The sequence below is a fragment of the Arthrobacter sp. zg-Y1116 genome (genome assembly GCF_024385485.1).
In the GTDB taxonomy this organism is placed as follows: domain Bacteria; phylum Actinomycetota; class Actinomycetes; order Actinomycetales; family Micrococcaceae; genus Arthrobacter_B.
Window position 1 is genome coordinate 196,012 of the sequence record NZ_JANFLR010000002.1, and the last position, 18,510, is coordinate 214,521.

Consider the following 18,510-nt stretch of genomic DNA (forward strand, 5'->3'; position numbering starts at 1 on the left):
TACCTGTAAGGGTGCCTAAGGGGACATTCACACGCACTATGAGGAGTTGTTTAGATTGATGCATTCATCCGTCCGCCGCCGGGGCACTGCCACCGCAGTCACCGCGGCCGTGGCAGTTACACTCGTGTCGATGACACCCGCAGCAGCCGCGCCGCCCGAGCATGCCGGCAAGGACCAGAAGACCAGTGTCACGGTCATGGGGACCTCCGACATGCATGGCTATGTCGAGAACTGGGATTACTTCAAGGACGGCGAATACGACGACGCAGCACACAACGACGTCGGATTGGCAAAGGTCTCCACACTGGTGGACTCCGTCCGCGCCGACCGCGGCGTGGAATCCACCATGTTTATAGATGCCGGCGACACCATCCAAGGCACTTCCCTGACCGACTATTTCGCCAACACGGAGCCGATCACGGAGACCGGGGAAATCCATCCCATGGCTGCGGCAATGAATTCCATGGACTACGACGCCGCCGCACTGGGCAACCATGAATTCAATTACGGCCTCGAATTGCTCCGCGAGTTTGAAGGCCAGTTGGACTTCCCGCTGCTCGGGGCCAACGCCGTGGACGCAGCAACGGACAAACCTGCCTTCACCCCGTACATCATCAAGACGGTCAAGACGAAGGGCAACAAACCCGTGAAGGTCGGGATCCTGGGACTCACGAATCCGGGGGTGGCCATTTGGGACAAGAACAACGTTGACGGGAAGCTCGAATTTCCCGGCATCGTGGAGCAGGCACAGAAATACGTTCCCGAAATGAAGGCACGCGGCGCCGACGTGGTGGTGGTCAGCTCCCACTCGGGAACCTCCGGCACCTCCTCCTACGGCGACGACCTGCCGCTGGAAAACGCCTCCACCCAGCTGGCTGAAACCGTGCCCGGCATCGACGCCATCCTGGTGGGCCATGCCCATCAGGAAATCCCTGAACGGTTCGTCGCCAACAAGACCACCGGCGAGAAGGTACTGCTGACCGAGCCGCTGAACTGGGGCATGCGCCTGTCCGTTATGGACTTCGAACTGACCAAGGTGCGGGGGCAGTGGGACGTGACCTCGGCGTCGGCATCCCTGCTGAACGCCAACACCGTCGAGGCGGACCCCGTGGTCTCCAAACTGGTGGCCGAACAGCACCAGCGCGTGATCGACTACGTCAACACGCCCGTCGGCAACGCCACCGAGTCAATGCCCGCGGAGGAGTCCCGGTACCGCGACACCGCCGTGATGGACTTCGTGAATTCCGTCCAGGCCCAGGCGGTGGACCGGGCGCTCGACGGCGGCCCCAACGCCGACCTGCCGGTGCTCTCGCTGGTGGCACCCTTCAGCCGCACCGCGGAAATCCCCGCCGGTCCGGTCACCATCCGGGACCTCGCCGGTTTGTACGTCTTCCCGAACACCCTGTTCGGCGTGGAAATGACCGGCGCACAGGTCAAGGATTACCTGGAGTACTCGGCGAAGTACTTCACCCAGACCGCCCCCGGCGCACCGGTGGATCCCGCCACCCTGACCAACGCAGGCGGCACTCCCGACTACAACTACGACATGATGTCCGGCGTCGACTACGACATCGACATCAGCCGCCCGGTGGGGGAGCGCATCGTCAACCTGAGCTTCAACGGGGCTCCGGTGGATCCGGCCCAGCGGTTTGCCGTGGCAACCAACAACTACCGGCAGTCAGGCGGCGGGAATTTCCCGCACATTTCCACGGCTCCGGTGCTGGTGAACCAGCAGACGGAAATCCGGCAGCTGCTCATCGACTATGTGGTGGCCCAGGGGACCGTGGATCCGGCTGATTTCGCCGAGGACAACTGGCGCCTGGTACGCAACGGGGTGCCTGTCTTCGAATAGCCGGGCAGCTGACACTGCCGGGCTGACCGGACCCAATCGTCCGGTTATCCCGGCCTGGCCAAGCCGAATTAGACAGCACGCTTAGGAAATCCAGCGGGTTTTGTCTAAGCTTAACTGCAGAACGCGCGGGCGCCTCGTGCTCCCGTTGCATGCACCGCTACGAAGGGACCAGAACCATGATCGGATTCATCATTGCAGGGCTTGTCATCGGAGCCCTCGCGCGGCTGATCAAGCCGGGCCGGCAGAACCTGGGAATCGTTGCGACCCTCCTTCTCGGCCTTGTCGGCTCCGTCATCGGCGGAGTCATCGCCAGCCTGCTGGGCACCGGAGACATCTGGGAGCTCAACATCCTTGGCTTCATCGTCGCCGTTGTTGCCGCCGTCCTGCTGATCGGCGTCGCCGAGGCCGTTGCCGGCCGCGGCAAGGGCAACCAGGTACGCCGCTAGACCGCACCATTAACCAAAGCCGTCCCGGCACCCGGCGCGTACAACGCGTTGGGTGCCGGGACGGCTTGGTTTAAGGCTGCTTTGCCAGCCGGAAAAATGCTTGGGGGTCGGGCCCGGTCTAGGCCGAAACGGGCTGCCAGCCGCTCTGCTGCTCCACCGGGAGCATCGTCCTCGGAACGGTTTGGGCCTCACGATCTCGAATCTCCGCTTGAAGGGAGAGGTAGAAGGCAAGAAGCCCTTCAACGAGGGGGCCGTCTTCAAGTTGGATAAACGCCTGATCGCACAGGGATTCAAGCGTGCTGTCCGTCATTGCGGAAAAGGCCGGGAACAGATCAATGGAAACAATGGGACGTTGGGTCATTGAGAATCCTAAACAGAGGAACCCGGGCCCGCGTCTAAACCAAGGGATTACCACCCTAACCTGTTCGGCACCCTATGTAAATACGGCCGATAAGGGGAAGAACACTTAGATTGGGGCCATGGAAAATGACACCCGGGTGGACCCGCCCGAGACAGCAGGCGAACGTGAGACCCTGATCGGTTTCCTGGACTACTTCCGGGCCACAGTGCACCTGAAGGCGGCAGGACTCAGCGATTCCGACGGCGCCAAACAGCTACTGCCCTCCCTGACAACGGTCTCGGGACTCGTTCAGCACTTGACCGACGTCGAGCAGTTCTGGTTCCAGGGCCGGATAGACGGGCAGCAGGGGGTGCGGACACGGTGGTCCGACGAGGACCCGGACGGAGAGTTCCGCGTCTCCGAGTCAGACAGCCTGGACCGGCTGCTTGCCGACTATGACGTTGCCTGCCGCCGGTCACGGGAAGTGTTGGCGCGGTATGGCCTGGAGGACCGCTGCCGGGGCGGCAATGGGGAACAGAGCGTGCGTTGGGTGCTGGTGCACATGATTGAAGAAACCGGCCGGCACTGCGGCCATTTGGACATTCTGCGCGAGCTGCTGGACGGCTCCACCGGCGACTAGTCCGTCAGCCGAGTGCCGTCCGAACCGGACCGGGTCCAGTAGTACATCTTGACGAGTGCACCGCGTTGGCGTTGCTGCTCGGTCCGCACCGGATGGAATCCGGCCCTGCGCGCAACAGCCTCACTCAGGCTGTTTCCGTAGATGGTGCGCAGGGCGACCTTGGGAATGCCACTGGCCAGGGCCCAGTCGCTGAGTCCGCGCGTGGCGGCAGTGGCGGCGCCCCGGCCGCGGCCGGAGGGCAACAGTGCATACATAAGCTCCGGCGTGCCGTCCACCGTGGATGAGATTCCCGCTGTGCCCAGCACCTCCTTGCCCTCCCGCAGCGAGTACCGGGCCAGGAGGCTCTCGCCGCGGGCTTCCGCTGCCCGGCTCATCCGGTAGCGGGCCCGATCCTCGCTGAGGTCCGGCGGGAAGAGGGTCCAGCGGATGACGTCGCCGTCCCTGGACAGGGCCTGCTCAAGGCGCCAGTCCGCCGCCGTCAGGATGTGGAGGGTGAACCTCCCCACTTGGAGTGTGTCCGGGGTCTGCGCGAGAAGTGGCATCCGCAATTATTGCGCCCTGGGACAGGGCTGCCCAACCCCTAGACAGGTTCCGCCTGTCCGGCCACGGGTATTGCTTCCAACAGTGTCTTCAGTCCCGCGTAGATGCCCGGTGTGTCATGGTCCACGGAGATGGCGGAGGCACCGTGCAGTCCGGTGATGCGGACGGTGAGATCACACCCGTCTCCGGCTTGTTCCAGGGTGTATTCGAGGACACCGGGAGGTTCGGCGGCCACCGTTCCATCCCATTCCGGGTTGAATGTCAGGGCCAGGCGTACGGGAGCCTCCACCGTCAGGACCGTTCCGGTGATCAGGTCCTCGCCGTCGTAGCGGAAGGCATAGGAACTACCCTCCGCCAACGATCCGGTCAGGACCGAGTCCCACATCCAGGCCTTCGGGGTGCCGGCAGCAGTCAGCTCTGCCCAGACCCGGCCGGGAGTGGCTGCGATGTGCGTGCGGTAGATCGTCGAAGCTGTCTCGTCCATAGTGGATCCGCTTTCCTGAGGGGTGGCACTACCGGGTGCCGTCGCGGGTGACGATAATCCATACATGCCCGAACCGCTATCCCTGCGCCCACGTACTTCCCGGGACCTGGACACCGTCATCAGTTGGATTCCCGACGATGCCGCGCTTTTGATGTTTGCCGGACCCCGGCTGTCGTGGCCGCCAACCGGTGCACAGTTCGCGGAACCGGCAGCCGTGCCGGGACTTAGCTCTTGGGTAATGTGTGCCGGGCGTTCGCCGCTGGGGCATGCCGAGCTGACCGTGCAGAACGGGCACGCGCATATTGCCCGGGTCATCGTGGACCCGATGTTCCGGGGGCAGGGGCTTTCGAAACGGTTGATGCGGTTGGTCCTGGGACGGGCCCGCGCCGAGGGCGCCCGAAGCGCGGGGTTGAGGGTCGCCAAGGGGAACGCCGTCGCCCTGCGGGCCTACCAGGGGCTGGGATTCGTGATCGATCCACGCGGGGAAACCGCGGAGGCATGGGTGCTTGAACTGGATCTGGGAGGGTCAGCAGCCACTGGCTAGGAGCGGGCGGCGTTCCGTGCATCACGGAGGGGGCAGGCCGATGGCACACTGCTGGTATTGTAAGACGCCGGGATTTTTCGGGATAGTTAACGGGGGACGAGATCAGAACAACAGCCACCGACGAACAGAGCACTGTGCTCCCGCGTCATTTGTCGTCCTCCCATCGGGCCGCGCGCCGCACCCGCAGTGCCACATTCACGTGGGTGTTGGTCTCCCTGCTTTGCTCCGCTGCCGGGTTTGGGACAGTCGTGGCAGTCCGGGCAGCCGGAGGACTGGTCGGGTGGGGCAGTTTGGTCCTGTTGGCCGGGATGATCATCCTTACGCCCGTCGCCAGGTCTTTTTCGCTTCGGATCCTGCTTGGCATCATTGGACTTGCCGGCATTTCCCCGTTCCTGTGGTGGGTCAGAGCCGACCTGCTGTTTACGGACCGGGGCACTATCCTGTTGGCGCTGGCAGCGGGGGTCCTGTGTGGTTCGGCCGGTGCTGTGGCTGCCAGGGGCTTGTCCCTACGGAGGCTGCTGCCGGAGTTCCGTTCGATGGACGTTCTTCCGCTCCTTGCCGGCGCTGCGTCAACCTGGATTGTCCATAATTACCTCTTCTCGAGAAGTCTCGAGTCCACCCTGTTCCTCCTGACGCGGTCCTGGGATTTTGTGCCGCACTTCAACATGTTCAACATGATCCGGAACCACGGCTCGGTGATCGCGGTGCTTCCACCGGCATTCGACGGCAGCTCGTGGACCGCCTCGTCGTATCCGCAGGGCTATCACGCCCTGCTGGCGTCCCTTGCGGAGATTTCCATGGGCAGCGAAGCCATGGACGCCGCCGGGGAAGCTACCCTGTTCCTCAAGCTTGTGGGGGTCAGTTCCATCCTCGGGACGGTTTTGGTGGTTTCGGCGCTGACTGCCCTGCCGGTGTTCCGGCGCCGTCTTGCAGTGACGGCACCGTTGACGGCATTGGCCTGCACTGCCTGGGTTGTGGGCCCGGGGGCCATCCCGGTGTTCAACGCGTTCCCGAACTTCGGACTTGCTGTGGCCCTCTGCATTGCCGTTATAGCGCTGGTGCACCTGCGGACACTCCTGCATCCTCTTGTCTCGTCAGCGGCTCTGGTGCTTGCCGTTGTTGGAGTGGCACATGGCTGGATCCTGCTGCTCGTCCTTTGCCTCCCGGCGGTTATCGTCTATGCCGCGTATCTGCTGTCGCATCGCCGCGATTGGCGCTGGCCGGAACTCACAGGCCAGGTCCTGATTATCGCCATTGGCTTCGCAGGCGTACTGGCTGCCGCCTGGCAGCTTCGGAAACTGTCTGCAGGCGAAGTGCTGAACACTGACGGCGGGATGAGTGAAGCGGATCCCGGCCATACCCTTATTTTCGTTATGGCGAATGTCGTGGTGGTCTGGGCCCTGGCAGCGTCACGCGGGACCCGGTCCCGCACCATCCAGAGGGCTGAGCATTCGGGCTGGCTTCTTGCCACACCGCTCTATGCCGCCGTGCTGCTCATTGCCTTGGCAGTGTTCCAGCTCGCAAGCGCCGACGAGATCACGTATTACTTCCACAAGTCGATGCTGGCAGTGGAACTGGTTGCGGTGGCCTGCGCAGTCATTGGTGCCGCTGAACTTCTGCTCCCGCGAATCCGCGCAGTCTCTGACCGGCGCATGGTCACCGCGGCATCTGTCGTCGCGACTCTCTGCGCCACACATTTCTTCGGTGCCCCGTACACGGGCCTGGACGAAAAGGGACTGAAGGCCTCGGCGTTTGGCTCGGAGGTTGCCGTCAACCAGGACGAGTCACTGTCCGGGCGTCTCCCTAAGTCAATCGAGAAGCTCGAGGCCATGGCCGTTCCAGGCAGGCAGCCGTTTATCTATGTGGGGCACGACGTCGGCACTGATCCGCTGCTGATGGCGCAGTGGTCGCTGACGCTGCAGGGTATCTGGTCAGAAGGCGTTCAGCCGGCGATTTCCATGCTGAAGCCCTTGTACAAGGGCCCGAACCGGGTACCCGATGCCATCAAGCCGATCCTGGAGTCCTCCATGGACCTTGACGTGGTTGTGGACCCGGAACTGGTGGCTCCCCTTCAGGAGTGGCTGCCGGAGCATGCCCACCGGATTACCACCTGGAAGCAGTAGGGAAGCAGGCTCTACCCGCTAGCGGCCGCGGTGGCCGGCGGATTTGTCCTCCGCCGGCTTTTCCTCCAGCGGGTCCGGATCGAGGAAGGCCACCGTGAGGACAGCGGCGGTCTGCTCGATCTGCCACTCCCGGGCACCGAGGTCGCGCAGTGCGGCCCCCACGGTCTCCAGGTTGATTTCGGCGGGCGGACGCCAGGCCAGGCGCCGCAGATGGTCCGGCGTGAGCAGGTTCTCCAGCGGCAGGTTCAGCTTCTCCGCCAGCGCGGTGAGCCGCGGTTTGGCGGTCTGCAGGCGGGCAGCGGCTGCCGGATCGTTCTTGGCCCAGACGCGGGGAGGGGGCGGTGCATGGGTCGGGATATGCAGCGGGGGCAGGTCCGCAGAAGAGCGCGCCGCGGAGATGCAGCGGAGCCAGCGCGGAGCTTCCTTCTGTGCCGCGCGGCCGTGGAAGCCGGGGGTCTTGAGCAGCTGCGGCACGGTCGTCGGCATGGCCCGGGCGGCGGCGACAATGGCCGAATCCGGAATCAGCCGGCCGGGTGCGGTGTCCCGCAGCTCGGCCAGGTGCTCGCGTTCGGTCCAGAGTTCGCGGACGGCGGCCAGCTGGCGGCGGTCCCGGAGCTGGTGCATGCCGGAGGTGCGGCGCCAGGGATCCACCCGCGGAGGCACCGGCGGAGCGGTACGGATGGCTTCGAATTCCTCCTCGGCCAGTTCCAGCTTGCCGGCTTCCGCCAGGACGCGGATCAGTTCCACGCGCAGCTCGGCGAGGACCTCGACGTCGAGCGCGGCGTAACGCAGCCACGGTTCGGGCAACGGGCGGGTAGACCAGTCCGCAGCCGAATGTTCCTTGGCCAGCGAGAAGCCGAGCAGGGCTTCGATGACGGCCGCCAGGCCCACGCGAGGCAGTCCGGCGAGGCGCGCGGCCAGTTCGGTGTCGAAGAGCTTGTCGGGCCACATGCCCAGTGCCGAAAGGCAGGGCAGGTCCTGGGTCGCCGCATGCAGGATCCACTCGACGCCGCTCAGGGCGTCGTTGATGATGCGCAGGTCATCGAAGGCTTCCGGATCGATCAGCCAGGTACCGGCGCCTTCACGGCGGATCTGGACCAGGAACGCGCGCTGGCCGTAGCGGAATCCCGAGGCGCGTTCGGCATCGACACCGGCCGGGCCGGTGCCTGCGGCCAGGGCCGCTGCGGCCCGTTCGAGGCCGCGCTGGGAATCAATGACCAGCGGCACGCCGTCCCGCGGCGTTTCCAGCACCGGAATCGGCTGCGGCTCCGGCTGTTCTCCGGCTGAATCGGATGTGGTGCTGGACTGGTTTTCGGTCGTGCCGGGTATGTGCGCGGTCATAAGGATTCCATTCTACCGAGGAAGCCGGCGGCTGCGGACAGTGGGGACAGCCCGCGGGTCCGCGCCCGCGGCAGGTGCAGCGCTCAGCTCCGGCGTCGGCCGGGAAGGGGCGTGACGCCGTCGGGCAGCGGGGGCAGGCCGGCGAAGGTGCACACCATGTCCGACCAGGCTTCCAGATGGGACTGCACATCGGCGTCGGCCGGGGTCCAGGAGGCGCGGAGTTCAATGTCGATCGAATCGTCCCGGCGCTCGAGGGTGCCGTAGCTCTCCGACAGCACCCGGGTGGCCGTTCCGCCGGCCATGGAATAGCGGGCGTCGTGCTGCTCCAGCGCTTCCACCAGCCAGGTCCAGGCGACGGAGCCGAGCAGCTGGTCATTGCCCATGTCCGGTTCCAGCTCCGCACGGATATAGGTGACGATGCGGAAGGTGCCGTTCCAGACGGGGGAGCCGGCGGGATCGTGGAGCAGGATGAAGCGTCCGGTGGCCAGCTCAAGCTGGTCGGGGACCGGGGGTGCGGCGGGTCCGTGCAGGCTGCCCGGACCGACGGGGCCGGGAGCCAGAACCTCGGCGCCGAGGGAAACGGCATACGGGGCCAGCCGCGTGGGTGCCGGGATTTCTTCCAGCTTCAGCTCCGCCCGGCAGGCCGCCCGGCGCAGGGCACCGAGCGCGGTCAGGAAATCCGGGGGTACCTGGGACAGGTCACCTATTGCACTCACCTCCGCAGACTACGGGCTGTGCAGGGCCGGGGGCGGGGCAGGCTCGCCGCTGTGGCCGTTTCGTTACCTGCCGTCCATGCCGCGGAAGCGGCCGGACGGCAGGTAACCGCGGCTCAGCGGGCGGCCAGCGGTGCCGGATCCGCAGCGACTTCGCGGGCGATGGCCGCAGCGAAGGCATCAACATCATCCTCGGAGGTATCGAAGGTGCACATCCAGCGCACTTCACCGGTGGACTGGTCCCAGTCGTAGAACCGGAAGTCGCCGCGCAGGCGGTCGGCGACACCGGCAGGCAGCTTGGCGAAGACAGCGTTGACCTGGCTGGGCTGGGTGATTTCCACCCCGTCGATCTGCTCGACGGCGGCGCGGAGGCGACTCGCCATGGCGTTCGCGTGCGAGGCGGAGCGGTGCCACAGGTCCGTACCGTACAGGGCGACGAACTGTGCGGAGATGAAGCGCATCTTGGAGGCCAGCTGCATGTTCATCTTGCGCAGGTAATCCAGTCCGGGGGAGGCTTCCGGGTCGAAGGTGATAATGCACTCGCCGTACATCATCCCGTTCTTGGTGCCGCCCAGGGAGAGGATGTCCACGCCGGCGTCGGCGGTCATTTCCTTGAAGGTCACGCCCAGCGCTGCGGCGGCGTTGCCCAGCCGGGCGCCGTCCATGTGCAGCTTCATTCCGCGTGCGTGGATGTGGTCCGCTATCGCGGCGATCTCCTCCACCGTGTACAGCGTGCCGAGCTCGGTGGACTGGGTGATGGAAACGGCCAGCGGCTGCGCGCGGTGCTCGTCGCCCCAGCCCCACGCCTCACGGTCGATCAGCTCGGGCGTGAGCTTGCCGTCGTCGGTCGGGATGCCCAGCAGCTTCATGCCGCCGATCCGCTCCGGTGCGCCGTTCTCGTCGACGTTGATGTGCGCCGTCGTCGGGCAGATGACCGCACCCCAGCGGGGCAGCAGGGACTGGAGGGCGATGACGTTCGCGCCGGTGCCGTTGAAGACCGGGAACGCGCGGATGTGGTTGCCGAACTGGTCGGTCAAAACCTCGCGCAGCTTCGCGGTGTACACATCTTCGCCGTAGGCCACCTGGTGGCCCTGGTTCGCGGCGGTCAGTGCGGCGAGGATTTCCGGATGGACACCGGAGTAGTTGTCGGAAGCAAAAGCCTTAATTGCGGTGTCGTGCAGGGGGAGTATGTCAGTCACGGTTCCTAGTATCTCTTACCTTGATGTAGTTCAGGTCACGTCGCCGGTACGAGGCGAATCCGCTGCCCGTTGACCTCTGCGGCATCCTGCTGGAAGAGCCGGACGACGGCGGCGGCCAGGTCCGCGACGTCGGTGTAGCCGGGGAACCTGCGGTCCGGGGCTGCGGCGCGCTCAGCGGAGTCCACCAATGCCTTGACCACGAACACGACGGCGGCGGCGCGCTGGGGTTCCGGGTCTTCCTTCCGTCCGGACTGGGCACCGCGGAAACCAGCGGCGATGGCCCGGACCCAGGCTTCGGCCGCGGCTTTGGCAGCCGCATATCCCGCGCCGGCGGCCGTGGGGGACTCCACGGCCGTGGAGGAGACGATCGCCAGCCGCCCGCCCGGGGAGGCCTCGAGCTGGTCGTAGAAGCTGCGGCTGACATTGCGCAGGGTGCGCAGGATGTTCGTTTCCAGGAAGTCCCAGTCCTGCTCGCTCTGGGAGCCGATGCCGGTACCGGCCCGCCAGCCGCCCACGAGGTGGATCAGTCCGTCGATCCCGCCGTAGATTTCCTGCATGTCGGCCGCCAGGGCCGCCACTTCGCCGGCGTCGCTGAGGTCGCAGGTGCGCACGTCGGCGTCGTACAGCTGGAACAGCGTGTTCTCGAGCCGTGCCGCATCGCGGCCTACCGCAACCACCTTGGCACCCGCCGCCTCCAGGGCTTCACAGACGGCAGTGCCCGAGGGGCTTCCGGCGCCGGCCACCAGGACGGTCCGGCCCTTCAACGGGGCCGGGGCTGCCGTGCCGGATTCAGCGCTCATTCGGAGGTGCCTCCCGTGCGGTAGCCGGTGATCCCGGCCGTGGATTCGATCACCGGGGCCATCTTCTTGGACAGGGCTTCGTAGAACATGGAGAGCGGGAATTCGTCGTCGAGCACCTGGTCGGTAAGGCCGCGCGGCGGCCCGTCCAGCGGCAGGGCCTGCGGGCCGCGGGCCCAGACCGAGGCCGGGTTCGGCGTCAGTGTTCCTGCCACCAGATCGTACGCCGCAAGCCAGTGCGCGGTCTTGGGCCGGTCGATGGAACGCCAGTAGAGCTCCTCGATTTCGGCACCCAGCCGGACGACGACGTCGGCCGTTTCCTCCCAGTCGATGCTGAGCTTTCCGTCGGTCCAGTGGAGTACGTGGTTCTGGTGCATCCAGGCGAAGAGCAGCTGGCCGCCGAGGCCGTCGTAGTTGCGCACCCGGCTGCCGGTGATCGCAAAGCGGAAGATGCGGTCGAAGATCACCGCGTACTGGACCAGCCGGGCGTGCCGGCGGGTTTCCTCGGGGGCGTCCTCGTTCCGCTGGATCTTCACGGCTTCGCGGAACGCGGTGAGGTCGCAGCGCAGTTCCTCCAGGGAGTAGAGGAAGTAGGGCATGCGCTGTTTGATCATGAACGGATCAAACGGGAGATCCCCGCGCATGTGGGTGCGGTCGTGGATGAGGTCCCACATGATGAAGGTTTCCTCGGTGAGCTGCTGGTTGTTCAGCAGTTCGGCGGCCTCGGCGGGAAGCTGCAGCGAGGTGATGTCCGCGGCCGCGGCCAGGACCTTGCGGAAGCGGGCGGCCTCGCGGTCGGCGAAGATGGCGCCCCAGGTGAAGGCGGGGGTTTCGCGCACGGCCACGGTTTCCGGGAAGAGTACGGCGGAGTTGGTGTCGTAGCCGGGGGTGAAGTCCAGGAAGCGGATGGGGACGAAGAGCCCGTTGGAGTACTCGCCGGCCTCGAGCTCGGCGACAAATTCAGGCCAGATAACCTCGATCAGCACGGCTTCCACGAGGCGGTTGGTGCTGCCGTTCTGCGTGTACATGGGGAAGACCACCAGATGGGAGAGGCCGTTCACGCGGTCCTGCTGCGGGGCGAAGGCCATCAGCGAATCCAGGAAATCCGGTTCCTTGTCCAGTCCGCCGTCCACCCAGCGTTCAAAGTCTTCCACTACGAGATGCAGATACCCGGCGTCGTGCGGGAAGGCCGGAGCCAGGGCCGTGACGGCAGCGGCAATGGTTCCAATCAGTTCAACCGCCTGCCCGTGGTGCTCGGGATCCACCGATCCGTTCTTGTTCTGCAGGGGCTGCAGGGCCGTGGCCGCCTGCTTCAGCGCCGTCCAGGCTTCGGATTCCTCGGGCCGGACGTCCGCGGTAACGGCAGCGAAAACCGGGCGGGAGAGTGAGGGGAAAACAGGGGAGGACATGGTGCAGTGCCTTCCGGGAAGGGCCTTCCCGTGAGACCGGGGGCGGCAGGTGGAGTAGTTGCGGCCAGCATACTCACAAATTCCTAACGCTTACCTGAAAGCTGCGGATAAATTAGCAATGCTTATGCTCAACGTGATGTGGCGGGGGTCACTCCAGTGGTCTCGCTTGGGTCCGACGGCGAATGGCCGCCTTCTCTCCGGGGCTCGTTCTCCGTGGGCATCTCGGGGATGGCGCTTTCCATGCGCTCGGGTGTCCAGTACTCCAACGCCTCGGCAGCCTCACCGGGTTCCGCCGCGTGGGAGACGGACAGCGCGCAGGGATCGGGGTCAGTAGGCGTTGCCTCGGGGGCAGCCTGGTCCGGCGGGGTGGGCTGTTCCGGAGTGGCAGACTGGCCCGCAGGTACGGGTTCTACGACCTCCACCGGTCCGGCGGGCGCCGCGTCCGCGCCGCTCGTGCACTCGATCTGCGGGGCAGGATGCACTGCCGGTGCGGGATCCATCGTTCCGGCCGGGTCAGCTGGCGCCGCGCCCGCGCCCGCGCCGCCCCCGCACCCCGCTGTTAGCAGTGAGGCAGCCAGGAGTACCCAGCATCCCGCGATCCCTTTCCGCATCATTCGGGCAGGCTAACGCAGATTGGCACCGAACGGTGCGCCTGGGAAGAATCCCTTCACGAAGTCCGAAGGCGTGCGGGAAGCAGAGCCTAGTAGCCGCGGCTGCTGTTGGGCGATTCGGTACCGATGACCGTCAGGGACACCTCCGGGTGGTTCTTTTCCACCCGCCGCAGCGCCCAGACGTCGTTGAAGACGGCCACGTAGGCGCCGTCGGTGCGGACCAGGACCTCGGCCCCATGCACGTTGGACAGGATTTCCGCGGCGTCTGCCGTGGTGAGCCGGGCCAGCGAGTAGGAGAGCTGCTCGTAGCGCATGGGCGCATTGAAGTCCTGCGTCATGCGGTCCTCGACCACTTCGAACTGCATCGGGCCGACGGCGGCCAGGACCGGTGCCTGATCGCCTCGCCGGTCCGAGCGCAGCACCTGGATGATGCCCTCGTGCTCGAGCTGGTCGATGCCGCGCCGGAACTGCTTGTAGCGGCTGGGGTCCTGGGACCGAGCCACGCGGAAGTGTTCGGGGGAGAAGAACGGAATGGGCGGGTATTCCACCGGTTCCTCGACGTAGAGGCTGTCGCCCACCCGCAGGGCGGAAGCGTTGACCAGCCCGACGACGTCGCCCGGGTACGCCTGGTCGATGACCTCGCGTTCGCGGCCGAACAGGTGCTGCGCGTACTTGGTGGCGAAGGTCTTGCCGGTGTTGGAATGCGTGACCACCATGCCGCGTTCGAAGATGCCGGAGCAGACACGGATGAATGCCACGTGGTCGCGGTGGGCCTTGTTCATGCCGGCCTGCACCTTGAACACAAAGCCGGAGAACGGCGCCTCGACCGGCCGGAGCCCGCCGTCCTTGTCCTCGCGGGCGGAGGCCGACGGCGCCAGGTCCACCAGGGCGTCCAGGATCTGCTTGACGCCGAAGTTCAGGGCTGCCGAGGAGAAGAGGATGGGGGTGGCCTTCGCGTCCAGGAACTTGTTGCGGTCGAACTCGCGGCCGTCGATGACCAGCTCGGCTTCGTCCAGCGAATCGGTCCAGACGTCGCCTTCGCGGGCCAGCGCGTCTTCGGGGCTGAAGTGTTCTTCCTTCGCCAGCGAGGCGCCGGAGTTCTGCCGTTCGAAGTGGACGTATTCGTCCTTCTGCAGGTCCCAGACGCCGCGGAAGTCGCCGGCGATGCCCACGGCCCAGGTCAGCGGCATCGGCTCGAGGCCGGTGCGTTCGGTGATCTCGTCCATCAGGGCCAGCGGATCCAGGCCGGGCCGGTCCCACTTGTTGATCACGGTGATGATGGGCAGGTTCCGGGCGCGGCAGACCTCGAAGAGCTTCATGGTCTGGGTTTCCAGGCCCTTGGCGGCGTCCACCAGCATCACTGCGCAGTCCACCGCGGCGAGGACGCGGTACGTGTCCTCGGAGAAGTCGGCGTGGCCGGGCGTGTCCAGCAGGTTGATCACGGTGTCGCGGTACGCGAACTGCAGGGCAGTGGAGCTGATGGAGATGCCGCGGTCCTTTTCCATCTGCATCCAGTCGGAGACCGTTTCGCGGCGGTTTTCCTTGCCGTTGGTGGCACCGGCCGTGCCGATCACCCGGGCGTGCAGGGCCAGCGCTTCGGTGAGCGTGGACTTACCGGCGTCGGGGTGCGAGATCACGGCGAAGGTACGCCGCCGGGCGGACTCCTTGATGATCTCTTTGGTGGCGGTGGCGCTGACGGGGGTGGAAACCTGTTGGGACACTCCGCTGCTTTCAGACTCTGGTGGGTGGGACTGCCGGCGGGGGAACTGCTTGCTGCCGGGCAGTCGGCTGCTCAGAACACAGCTTTTTCATTCTACCCGTCCTCTCTCGGGCACCCGGACGGGTGTGTCGGTGCCGCCGTCGTCGCCGTCGCCACGCGCGTCTCCGACCGACCGTGCGCGCCGGGAGAGCAGGGGCATCACCGCAAGCAGGCTGGCGGCGGCCATGGACGCCACCAGCACTTGGTAAGGCAGGATCCCGATGAGCACCGCCGCAAGCACCGAGGCCCCGACCTGGGGAAGGTTGGTCATTACCTGCGTTACGGCCGCGGTCCGCCCCTGCATGCCGGGCGGTGTCTCCTCCTGGCGCAGCGTGACAAAGGCGATGATCATCCACGAAGCGCCCGTGCCGACCGCCGCGGCGCCGGCCATCACCAAGGGCAGGACGGTCAGCGCGGTGGTCAGTACGCCGCCGGCGAGCAGGGCGACGCCGAAGACCATGCAGCGGCGGATCCCGAATCGCCGGATCACCAGGCTGGCCGTGAGCCCGCCCAAGACCGCCATGACTCCCTGTGCGCCCAGCAGCACGCTGAGGAACTCCGGCGGCTTCCCCAGGCCCTGCTCCACCGTGGCGAAGACGGTCACGTTGAGGATGCCGGTGGCGCCCATGGCGATACCCAGGGTCAGCAGGGCGCGGCCGAGCAGGCGATGCCGTGCCATGAACCGGACACCCGCCGTCATGCTCTGCCAGAACGTCTCACCGGCGTCCCGGACAGAGACCGTTTCGGCCAGTTTCAAGGTGGCCAGGATCAGCGCGGCCGCAAGGAAACAGGTGCTGGCGAGCAGTACAACGGTGTGCATTCCCCAGAGGGCGAGCATCCCGGCGCCTGCCAGCGGCGAGACGATGCGCAGGCCCTGGTCGATGCTGCTCAGGATGCCGTTTGCGGGGGCGAGGAGTCGGGTGTCCAGCAGGTCGCGAAGCAGTCCGGATTGGGCGGCTGCAGTGATGTAGGAGGAAATGGCGTAAACAAAGATGACTGCATAGACCAGCCACACGGTGTCGACGCCGCGGACAGCCAGGAGTGCCAGGACGACGACGCCGGCGCCCAGGTTGTTGATGATGAGCAGCGGTCGACGCCGGTAACGGTCTGCCAGCCGCCCGGTGAAGGGCGCCAGCAGGGCCGGGAGGCCGAGGGCCGCGAAGACGAGGCCAGCGGCGGCGTCGCTGCCGGTGAGCTGCTTGACCCAGATGGCGGCGGTCAGGAACAGCACCGAGTCGCCGAAGTTGGAGAACACCCAGGCCAGCGCCAGTCTCCGGAAGCCGGGAACGCGCAGGACGTCGCGGTTGGTGCCCACTGCCGGCGGCGCCGTGGTCATTCCTGCCCCGGATCGACATTGAGGACGGAGAACAGGCGGACCGGGACCGCTCCTTCGGGGCGTTGATCCGGGTTCTCCCAGCGGCCTTCGAAGCGTCGGGCCAACTGCCACAGGTCTTCGCGCAGCTGCAGGATTTCTTCGTGGGTGGCGTAGGTGCGGGCCTCGTGCACCGTGGAAACCTCAAGGTCCTCCGGAGGGAGTGCGGGGGAGCGGCGGAGCCAGGACTGGATGCGTGCCAGCTGGCGGTCCACCTCTATGGCGGCCACGGCGGAAACCGCGTGTACGGAGCCGGGCGCCTTCGGATCGATGACGTGCGAGCGGTGGAGTGCAACCGTCTTCCACGGTTTTTCGCGCCCGGCCTGCTGGACCTGTTCGATGAAGCCGTGCCTGGCCAGGATACGCAGATGGTAGGAGCAGCTGGCTACGGATTCGCCGATGGCGGCGGCACACTGAGTTGCCGTGGCCGTTCCGGCGTCGTCCAGGTGGCCGAGCAGTTCCAGCCGGACCGGATGCGCCAATGCGCGGATCTGCACCGGATCGGCGAACACTTGCTCGCCGGGCGCTCCCGGGGTTGCCGCGTGCCGTTTGATGCCGGGTTCCGCCGGGTCCGGGGTCTGGTTCATGGGTCGAGGCTAAGTGCTAAAGGAATCTTTAGCAAGGGTTCTTTAGGTTGGATTCCGGGAGGACGAAGTCGAGCAAGTGCTCGGGTGCGGGGCCGGCGTGGCTCGGTGCCGGGGCTGGGTCTGGGCTCGTGCGGACGGTGCGGGGCCGGCGTCCGCCCGTTGCGGTGTTGGGGTCGCGGGGATCGTGCGGACGGTGCGGGGCCCGGTGCTGAATCCCTGGGTTATGTCGCAATCCCTCCGGTTTGTCGCGATCCCTACGCCGCGCAGCGCAGGGAATGTCACAAAGTGCAGGGATCTGGACAAACCGGAGGGACTCGGGCCGGGGATCTGGACAAACCGGAGGGCTGGCCGGGCCGGAAGGCGGCACGGCCGGACACATACCGCCGGTCTGGTTACCGGCGCGTCAGAATCGCTTATTGTGGTGCACGGCACATGCCTTGTGCATCGAGTGCCGCCCCGGGTTCCGAAGACTTGGTGCCAACCTGCCTTACAACGACGAAAGGCCCTCGACCATGGCTGAAGCGTTCATCATCGACGCCGTCCGCACTCCCGTCGGCAAGCGCAACGGGGGGCTGAGCAAAATCCACCCTGCCGACCTCGCCGCGCACGTGATTGCCGAAACGGTTAGGCGCACGGGAATCGACTCCGAAGAGTATGACGAGGTCATCCTCGGTGCCATCGACCAGGTGGGACCGCAGGCCATGGATATTGCCCGCACCTCCTGGCTCGCGGCAGGCCTGTCTGAACGTGTCCCCGGCACCACCGTGGAGCGCCAGTGCGGCTCGGGCCAGCAGGCCGTGTCCTACGCGGCGCAGGCCGTTATGAGCGGCACCAGTGATCTGGTGATTGCCGGCGGCGTGCAGAGCATGTCCTCCGTCCCGTTGTCCTTCGCCAACTCCGCAGCCAAGGAGCTGGGCTTCCCGAACCCGTTCGCCGGTTCCGTGGGATGGGAAAAGCGCTACGGGAACCAGCAGATCTCACAGTTCATCGGCGCGGAAATGATGGTGAAGCAGTGGGGGCTGAGCCGTGAGGAGATGGAGGACTTCGCCGTCGAATCCCACGTCCGGGCCATCGCCGCGCAGGCCGAGGGGCGCTTTGACCGGGAAATCCTTGCCATGAACGGGGTCACCGCGGACGAGGGCCCCCGCGATCCCGACCGCGCGAAGATCGCCACCCTGGCCCCGCTGGCCGAGGGCGGGCACCTCACGGCCGCCACCTCTTCGCAGATTTCCGACGCCGCCGCCGTCCTGCTGCTCGCCTCCGAGGACGCGGTGCGCCGTTACGGTCTGAAGCCGCGGGCCCGCATCCACTCCATCTCCGCCCGCGGGGATGATCCGGTCATGATGCTCAGTGCCCCCATCGAAGCGACCCGCCATGCACTGAAGCGCACGGGGATGAGCATCGATGACATGGACCTGCTTGAAATCAACGAGGCGTTCGCCTCCGTGGTGCTGGCCTGGCAGCGTGAGCTCGGCGTGGATATGGACAAGGTCAATGTCAACGGCGGCGGCATCGCCCTGGGCCACCCGATCGGCGCCACCGGTGCGCGGATCATGACCACCCTGCTGCATGAACTCGAACGCACCGGCGGCCGCTACGGGCTGCAGACCATGTGCGAGGGCGGCGGCCAGGCGAACGTCACCATCATCGAGCGGCTGGACGAGGGCTTCCGTCTGTAGGCGGGACGGGCGGCACGCGACGGGCGGCACGCGCGGGCCGGCCACACCGAGCGGGTCCCGCCCCGTTTGACACG

18 protein-coding genes are annotated in these 18,510 nt (G+C 66.2%); 6 read left to right on the plus strand and 12 right to left on the minus strand.

Features of this window, described 5'->3' with window-relative positions:
• Window positions 1-130 precede the first annotated feature (130 nt).
• Window positions 131-1,852 (plus strand): bifunctional UDP-sugar hydrolase/5'-nucleotidase, encoded by a 1,722-nt coding sequence (locus NNX34_RS07545; protein ID WP_255765903.1) that lies wholly within the window; start codon window positions 131-133, stop codon window positions 1,850-1,852.
• A gap of 176 nt (window positions 1,853-2,028) precedes the next feature.
• Window positions 2,029-2,298 carry a GlsB/YeaQ/YmgE family stress response membrane protein gene (locus NNX34_RS07550; RefSeq protein WP_255765904.1) on the plus strand — a complete coding sequence of 90 codons (270 nt, stop codon included), beginning with the start codon at window positions 2,029-2,031 and terminating at the stop codon, window positions 2,296-2,298.
• 118 nt (window positions 2,299-2,416) lie between these two features.
• Here the strand turns inward: NNX34_RS07550 and NNX34_RS07555 are convergent, their stop codons facing one another.
• Complete coding sequence (locus tag NNX34_RS07555) at window positions 2,417-2,659, minus strand: hypothetical protein (RefSeq protein ID WP_255765905.1); 243 nt, start codon at window positions 2,657-2,659, stop codon at window positions 2,417-2,419.
• 118 nt (window positions 2,660-2,777) lie between these two features.
• Here NNX34_RS07555 and NNX34_RS07560 point away from each other — a divergent pair, with 118 nt between their 5' ends.
• Entirely contained in the window at window positions 2,778-3,278 is a 501-nt protein-coding gene (locus tag NNX34_RS07560; protein ID WP_255765906.1) for a DinB family protein, read from the plus strand.
• Here the strand turns inward: NNX34_RS07560 and NNX34_RS07565 are convergent.
• Window positions 3,275-3,820, minus strand: coding sequence for a GNAT family N-acetyltransferase (locus tag NNX34_RS07565; RefSeq protein ID WP_255765907.1), 546 nt, complete (start codon window positions 3,818-3,820; stop codon window positions 3,275-3,277). The two genes, NNX34_RS07560 and NNX34_RS07565, sit on opposite strands and share 4 nt — an antisense overlap.
• 38 nt (window positions 3,821-3,858) lie before the next feature.
• Window positions 3,859-4,302 (minus strand): SRPBCC domain-containing protein, encoded by a 444-nt coding sequence (locus NNX34_RS07570; protein WP_255765908.1) that lies wholly within the window; start codon window positions 4,300-4,302, stop codon window positions 3,859-3,861.
• Window positions 4,303-4,366: 64 nt separating this feature from the next.
• Between NNX34_RS07570 and NNX34_RS07575 the strand changes: the two genes are divergently transcribed.
• Window positions 4,367-4,846: a GNAT family N-acetyltransferase gene (locus NNX34_RS07575; protein ID WP_255765909.1), complete on the plus strand. Its 480-nt coding sequence runs from the start codon at window positions 4,367-4,369 to the stop codon at window positions 4,844-4,846.
• Between the two features lie 536 nt (window positions 4,847-5,382).
• Entirely contained in the window at window positions 5,383-6,969 is a 1,587-nt protein-coding gene (locus NNX34_RS07580; protein ID WP_255765910.1) for a hypothetical protein, read from the plus strand.
• Window positions 6,970-6,987: 18 nt separating this feature from the next.
• Here the strand turns inward: NNX34_RS07580 and NNX34_RS07585 are convergent, their stop codons facing one another.
• From NNX34_RS07585 to NNX34_RS07625, 9 genes are all read right to left on the minus strand, one after another.
• Window positions 6,988-8,310: an HRDC domain-containing protein gene (locus tag NNX34_RS07585; protein ID WP_255765911.1), complete on the minus strand. Its 1,323-nt coding sequence runs from the start codon at window positions 8,308-8,310 to the stop codon at window positions 6,988-6,990.
• A gap of 83 nt (window positions 8,311-8,393) precedes the next feature.
• Window positions 8,394-9,017 (minus strand): DUF3000 domain-containing protein, encoded by a 624-nt coding sequence (locus NNX34_RS07590; protein ID WP_255766576.1) that lies wholly within the window; start codon window positions 9,015-9,017, stop codon window positions 8,394-8,396.
• A 122-nt stretch (window positions 9,018-9,139) separates the two neighbouring features.
• Window positions 9,140-10,222, minus strand: coding sequence for a low specificity L-threonine aldolase (locus tag NNX34_RS07595; protein ID WP_255765912.1), 1,083 nt, complete (start codon window positions 10,220-10,222; stop codon window positions 9,140-9,142).
• Window positions 10,223-10,257: 35 nt separating this feature from the next.
• Window positions 10,258-11,022, minus strand: a complete 765-nt coding sequence (locus NNX34_RS07600; RefSeq protein WP_255765913.1) for an SDR family oxidoreductase — start codon at window positions 11,020-11,022, stop codon at window positions 10,258-10,260.
• Entirely contained in the window at window positions 11,019-12,428 is a 1,410-nt protein-coding gene (locus NNX34_RS07605) for a DUF6421 family protein (RefSeq protein ID WP_255765914.1), read from the minus strand. The genes NNX34_RS07600 and NNX34_RS07605 overlap by 4 nt, the downstream gene beginning before the upstream one ends.
• A gap of 128 nt (window positions 12,429-12,556) precedes the next feature.
• A complete protein-coding gene (locus NNX34_RS07610; RefSeq protein WP_255765915.1) occupies window positions 12,557-12,928 on the minus strand; it encodes a hypothetical protein in 372 nt (123 codons plus the stop codon).
• Window positions 12,929-13,128: 200 nt separating this feature from the next.
• Window positions 13,129-14,760: a peptide chain release factor 3 gene (locus tag NNX34_RS07615; RefSeq protein WP_255765916.1), complete on the minus strand. Its 1,632-nt coding sequence runs from the start codon at window positions 14,758-14,760 to the stop codon at window positions 13,129-13,131.
• An 87-nt stretch (window positions 14,761-14,847) separates the two neighbouring features.
• Window positions 14,848-16,134: an MFS transporter gene (locus tag NNX34_RS07620; protein ID WP_255765917.1), complete on the minus strand. Its 1,287-nt coding sequence runs from the start codon at window positions 16,132-16,134 to the stop codon at window positions 14,848-14,850.
• Window positions 16,131-16,757: a helix-turn-helix domain-containing protein gene (locus NNX34_RS07625; protein WP_255765918.1), complete on the minus strand. Its 627-nt coding sequence runs from the start codon at window positions 16,755-16,757 to the stop codon at window positions 16,131-16,133. The genes NNX34_RS07620 and NNX34_RS07625 overlap by 4 nt, the downstream gene beginning before the upstream one ends.
• Window positions 16,758-17,269: 512 nt before the next feature.
• Between NNX34_RS07625 and NNX34_RS07630 the strand changes: the two genes are divergently transcribed.
• Complete coding sequence (locus NNX34_RS07630) at window positions 17,270-18,436, plus strand: acetyl-CoA C-acetyltransferase (RefSeq protein WP_255765919.1); 1,167 nt, start codon at window positions 17,270-17,272, stop codon at window positions 18,434-18,436.
• The last annotated feature ends 74 nt before the right edge of the window (window positions 18,437-18,510 follow it).

What these genes read in the sequence shown, in the direction of transcription:
- NNX34_RS07545 (WP_255765903.1), top strand. Translation starts at nt 131, where the DNA reads ATGACACCCGCAGCAGCCGCGCCGCCCGAGCATGCCGGCAAGGACCAG.
- NNX34_RS07550 (WP_255765904.1), top strand. Translation starts at nt 2,029, where the DNA reads ATGATCGGATTCATCATTGCAGGGCTTGTCATCGGAGCCCTCGCGCGG.
- NNX34_RS07555 (WP_255765905.1), bottom strand. Translation starts at nt 2,659, where the DNA reads ATGACCCAACGTCCCATTGTTTCCATTGATCTGTTCCCGGCCTTTTCC.
- NNX34_RS07560 (WP_255765906.1), top strand. Translation starts at nt 2,778, where the DNA reads ATGGAAAATGACACCCGGGTGGACCCGCCCGAGACAGCAGGCGAACGT.
- NNX34_RS07565 (WP_255765907.1), bottom strand. Translation starts at nt 3,820, where the DNA reads ATGCCACTTCTCGCGCAGACCCCGGACACACTCCAAGTGGGGAGGTTC.
- NNX34_RS07570 (WP_255765908.1), bottom strand. Translation starts at nt 4,302, where the DNA reads ATGGACGAGACAGCTTCGACGATCTACCGCACGCACATCGCAGCCACT.
- NNX34_RS07575 (WP_255765909.1), top strand. Translation starts at nt 4,367, where the DNA reads ATGCCCGAACCGCTATCCCTGCGCCCACGTACTTCCCGGGACCTGGAC.
- NNX34_RS07580 (WP_255765910.1), top strand. Translation starts at nt 5,383, where the DNA reads ATGGACGTTCTTCCGCTCCTTGCCGGCGCTGCGTCAACCTGGATTGTC.
- NNX34_RS07585 (WP_255765911.1), bottom strand. Translation starts at nt 8,310, where the DNA reads ATGACCGCGCACATACCCGGCACGACCGAAAACCAGTCCAGCACCACA.
- NNX34_RS07600 (WP_255765913.1), bottom strand. Translation starts at nt 11,022, where the DNA reads ATGAGCGCTGAATCCGGCACGGCAGCCCCGGCCCCGTTGAAGGGCCGG.
- NNX34_RS07605 (WP_255765914.1), bottom strand. Translation starts at nt 12,428, where the DNA reads ATGTCCTCCCCTGTTTTCCCCTCACTCTCCCGCCCGGTTTTCGCTGCC.
- NNX34_RS07610 (WP_255765915.1), bottom strand. Translation starts at nt 12,928, where the DNA reads ATGGATCCCGCACCGGCAGTGCATCCTGCCCCGCAGATCGAGTGCACG.
- NNX34_RS07620 (WP_255765917.1), bottom strand. Translation starts at nt 16,134, where the DNA reads ATGACCACGGCGCCGCCGGCAGTGGGCACCAACCGCGACGTCCTGCGC.
- NNX34_RS07625 (WP_255765918.1), bottom strand. Translation starts at nt 16,757, where the DNA reads ATGAACCAGACCCCGGACCCGGCGGAACCCGGCATCAAACGGCACGCG.
- NNX34_RS07630 (WP_255765919.1), top strand. Translation starts at nt 17,270, where the DNA reads ATGGCTGAAGCGTTCATCATCGACGCCGTCCGCACTCCCGTCGGCAAG.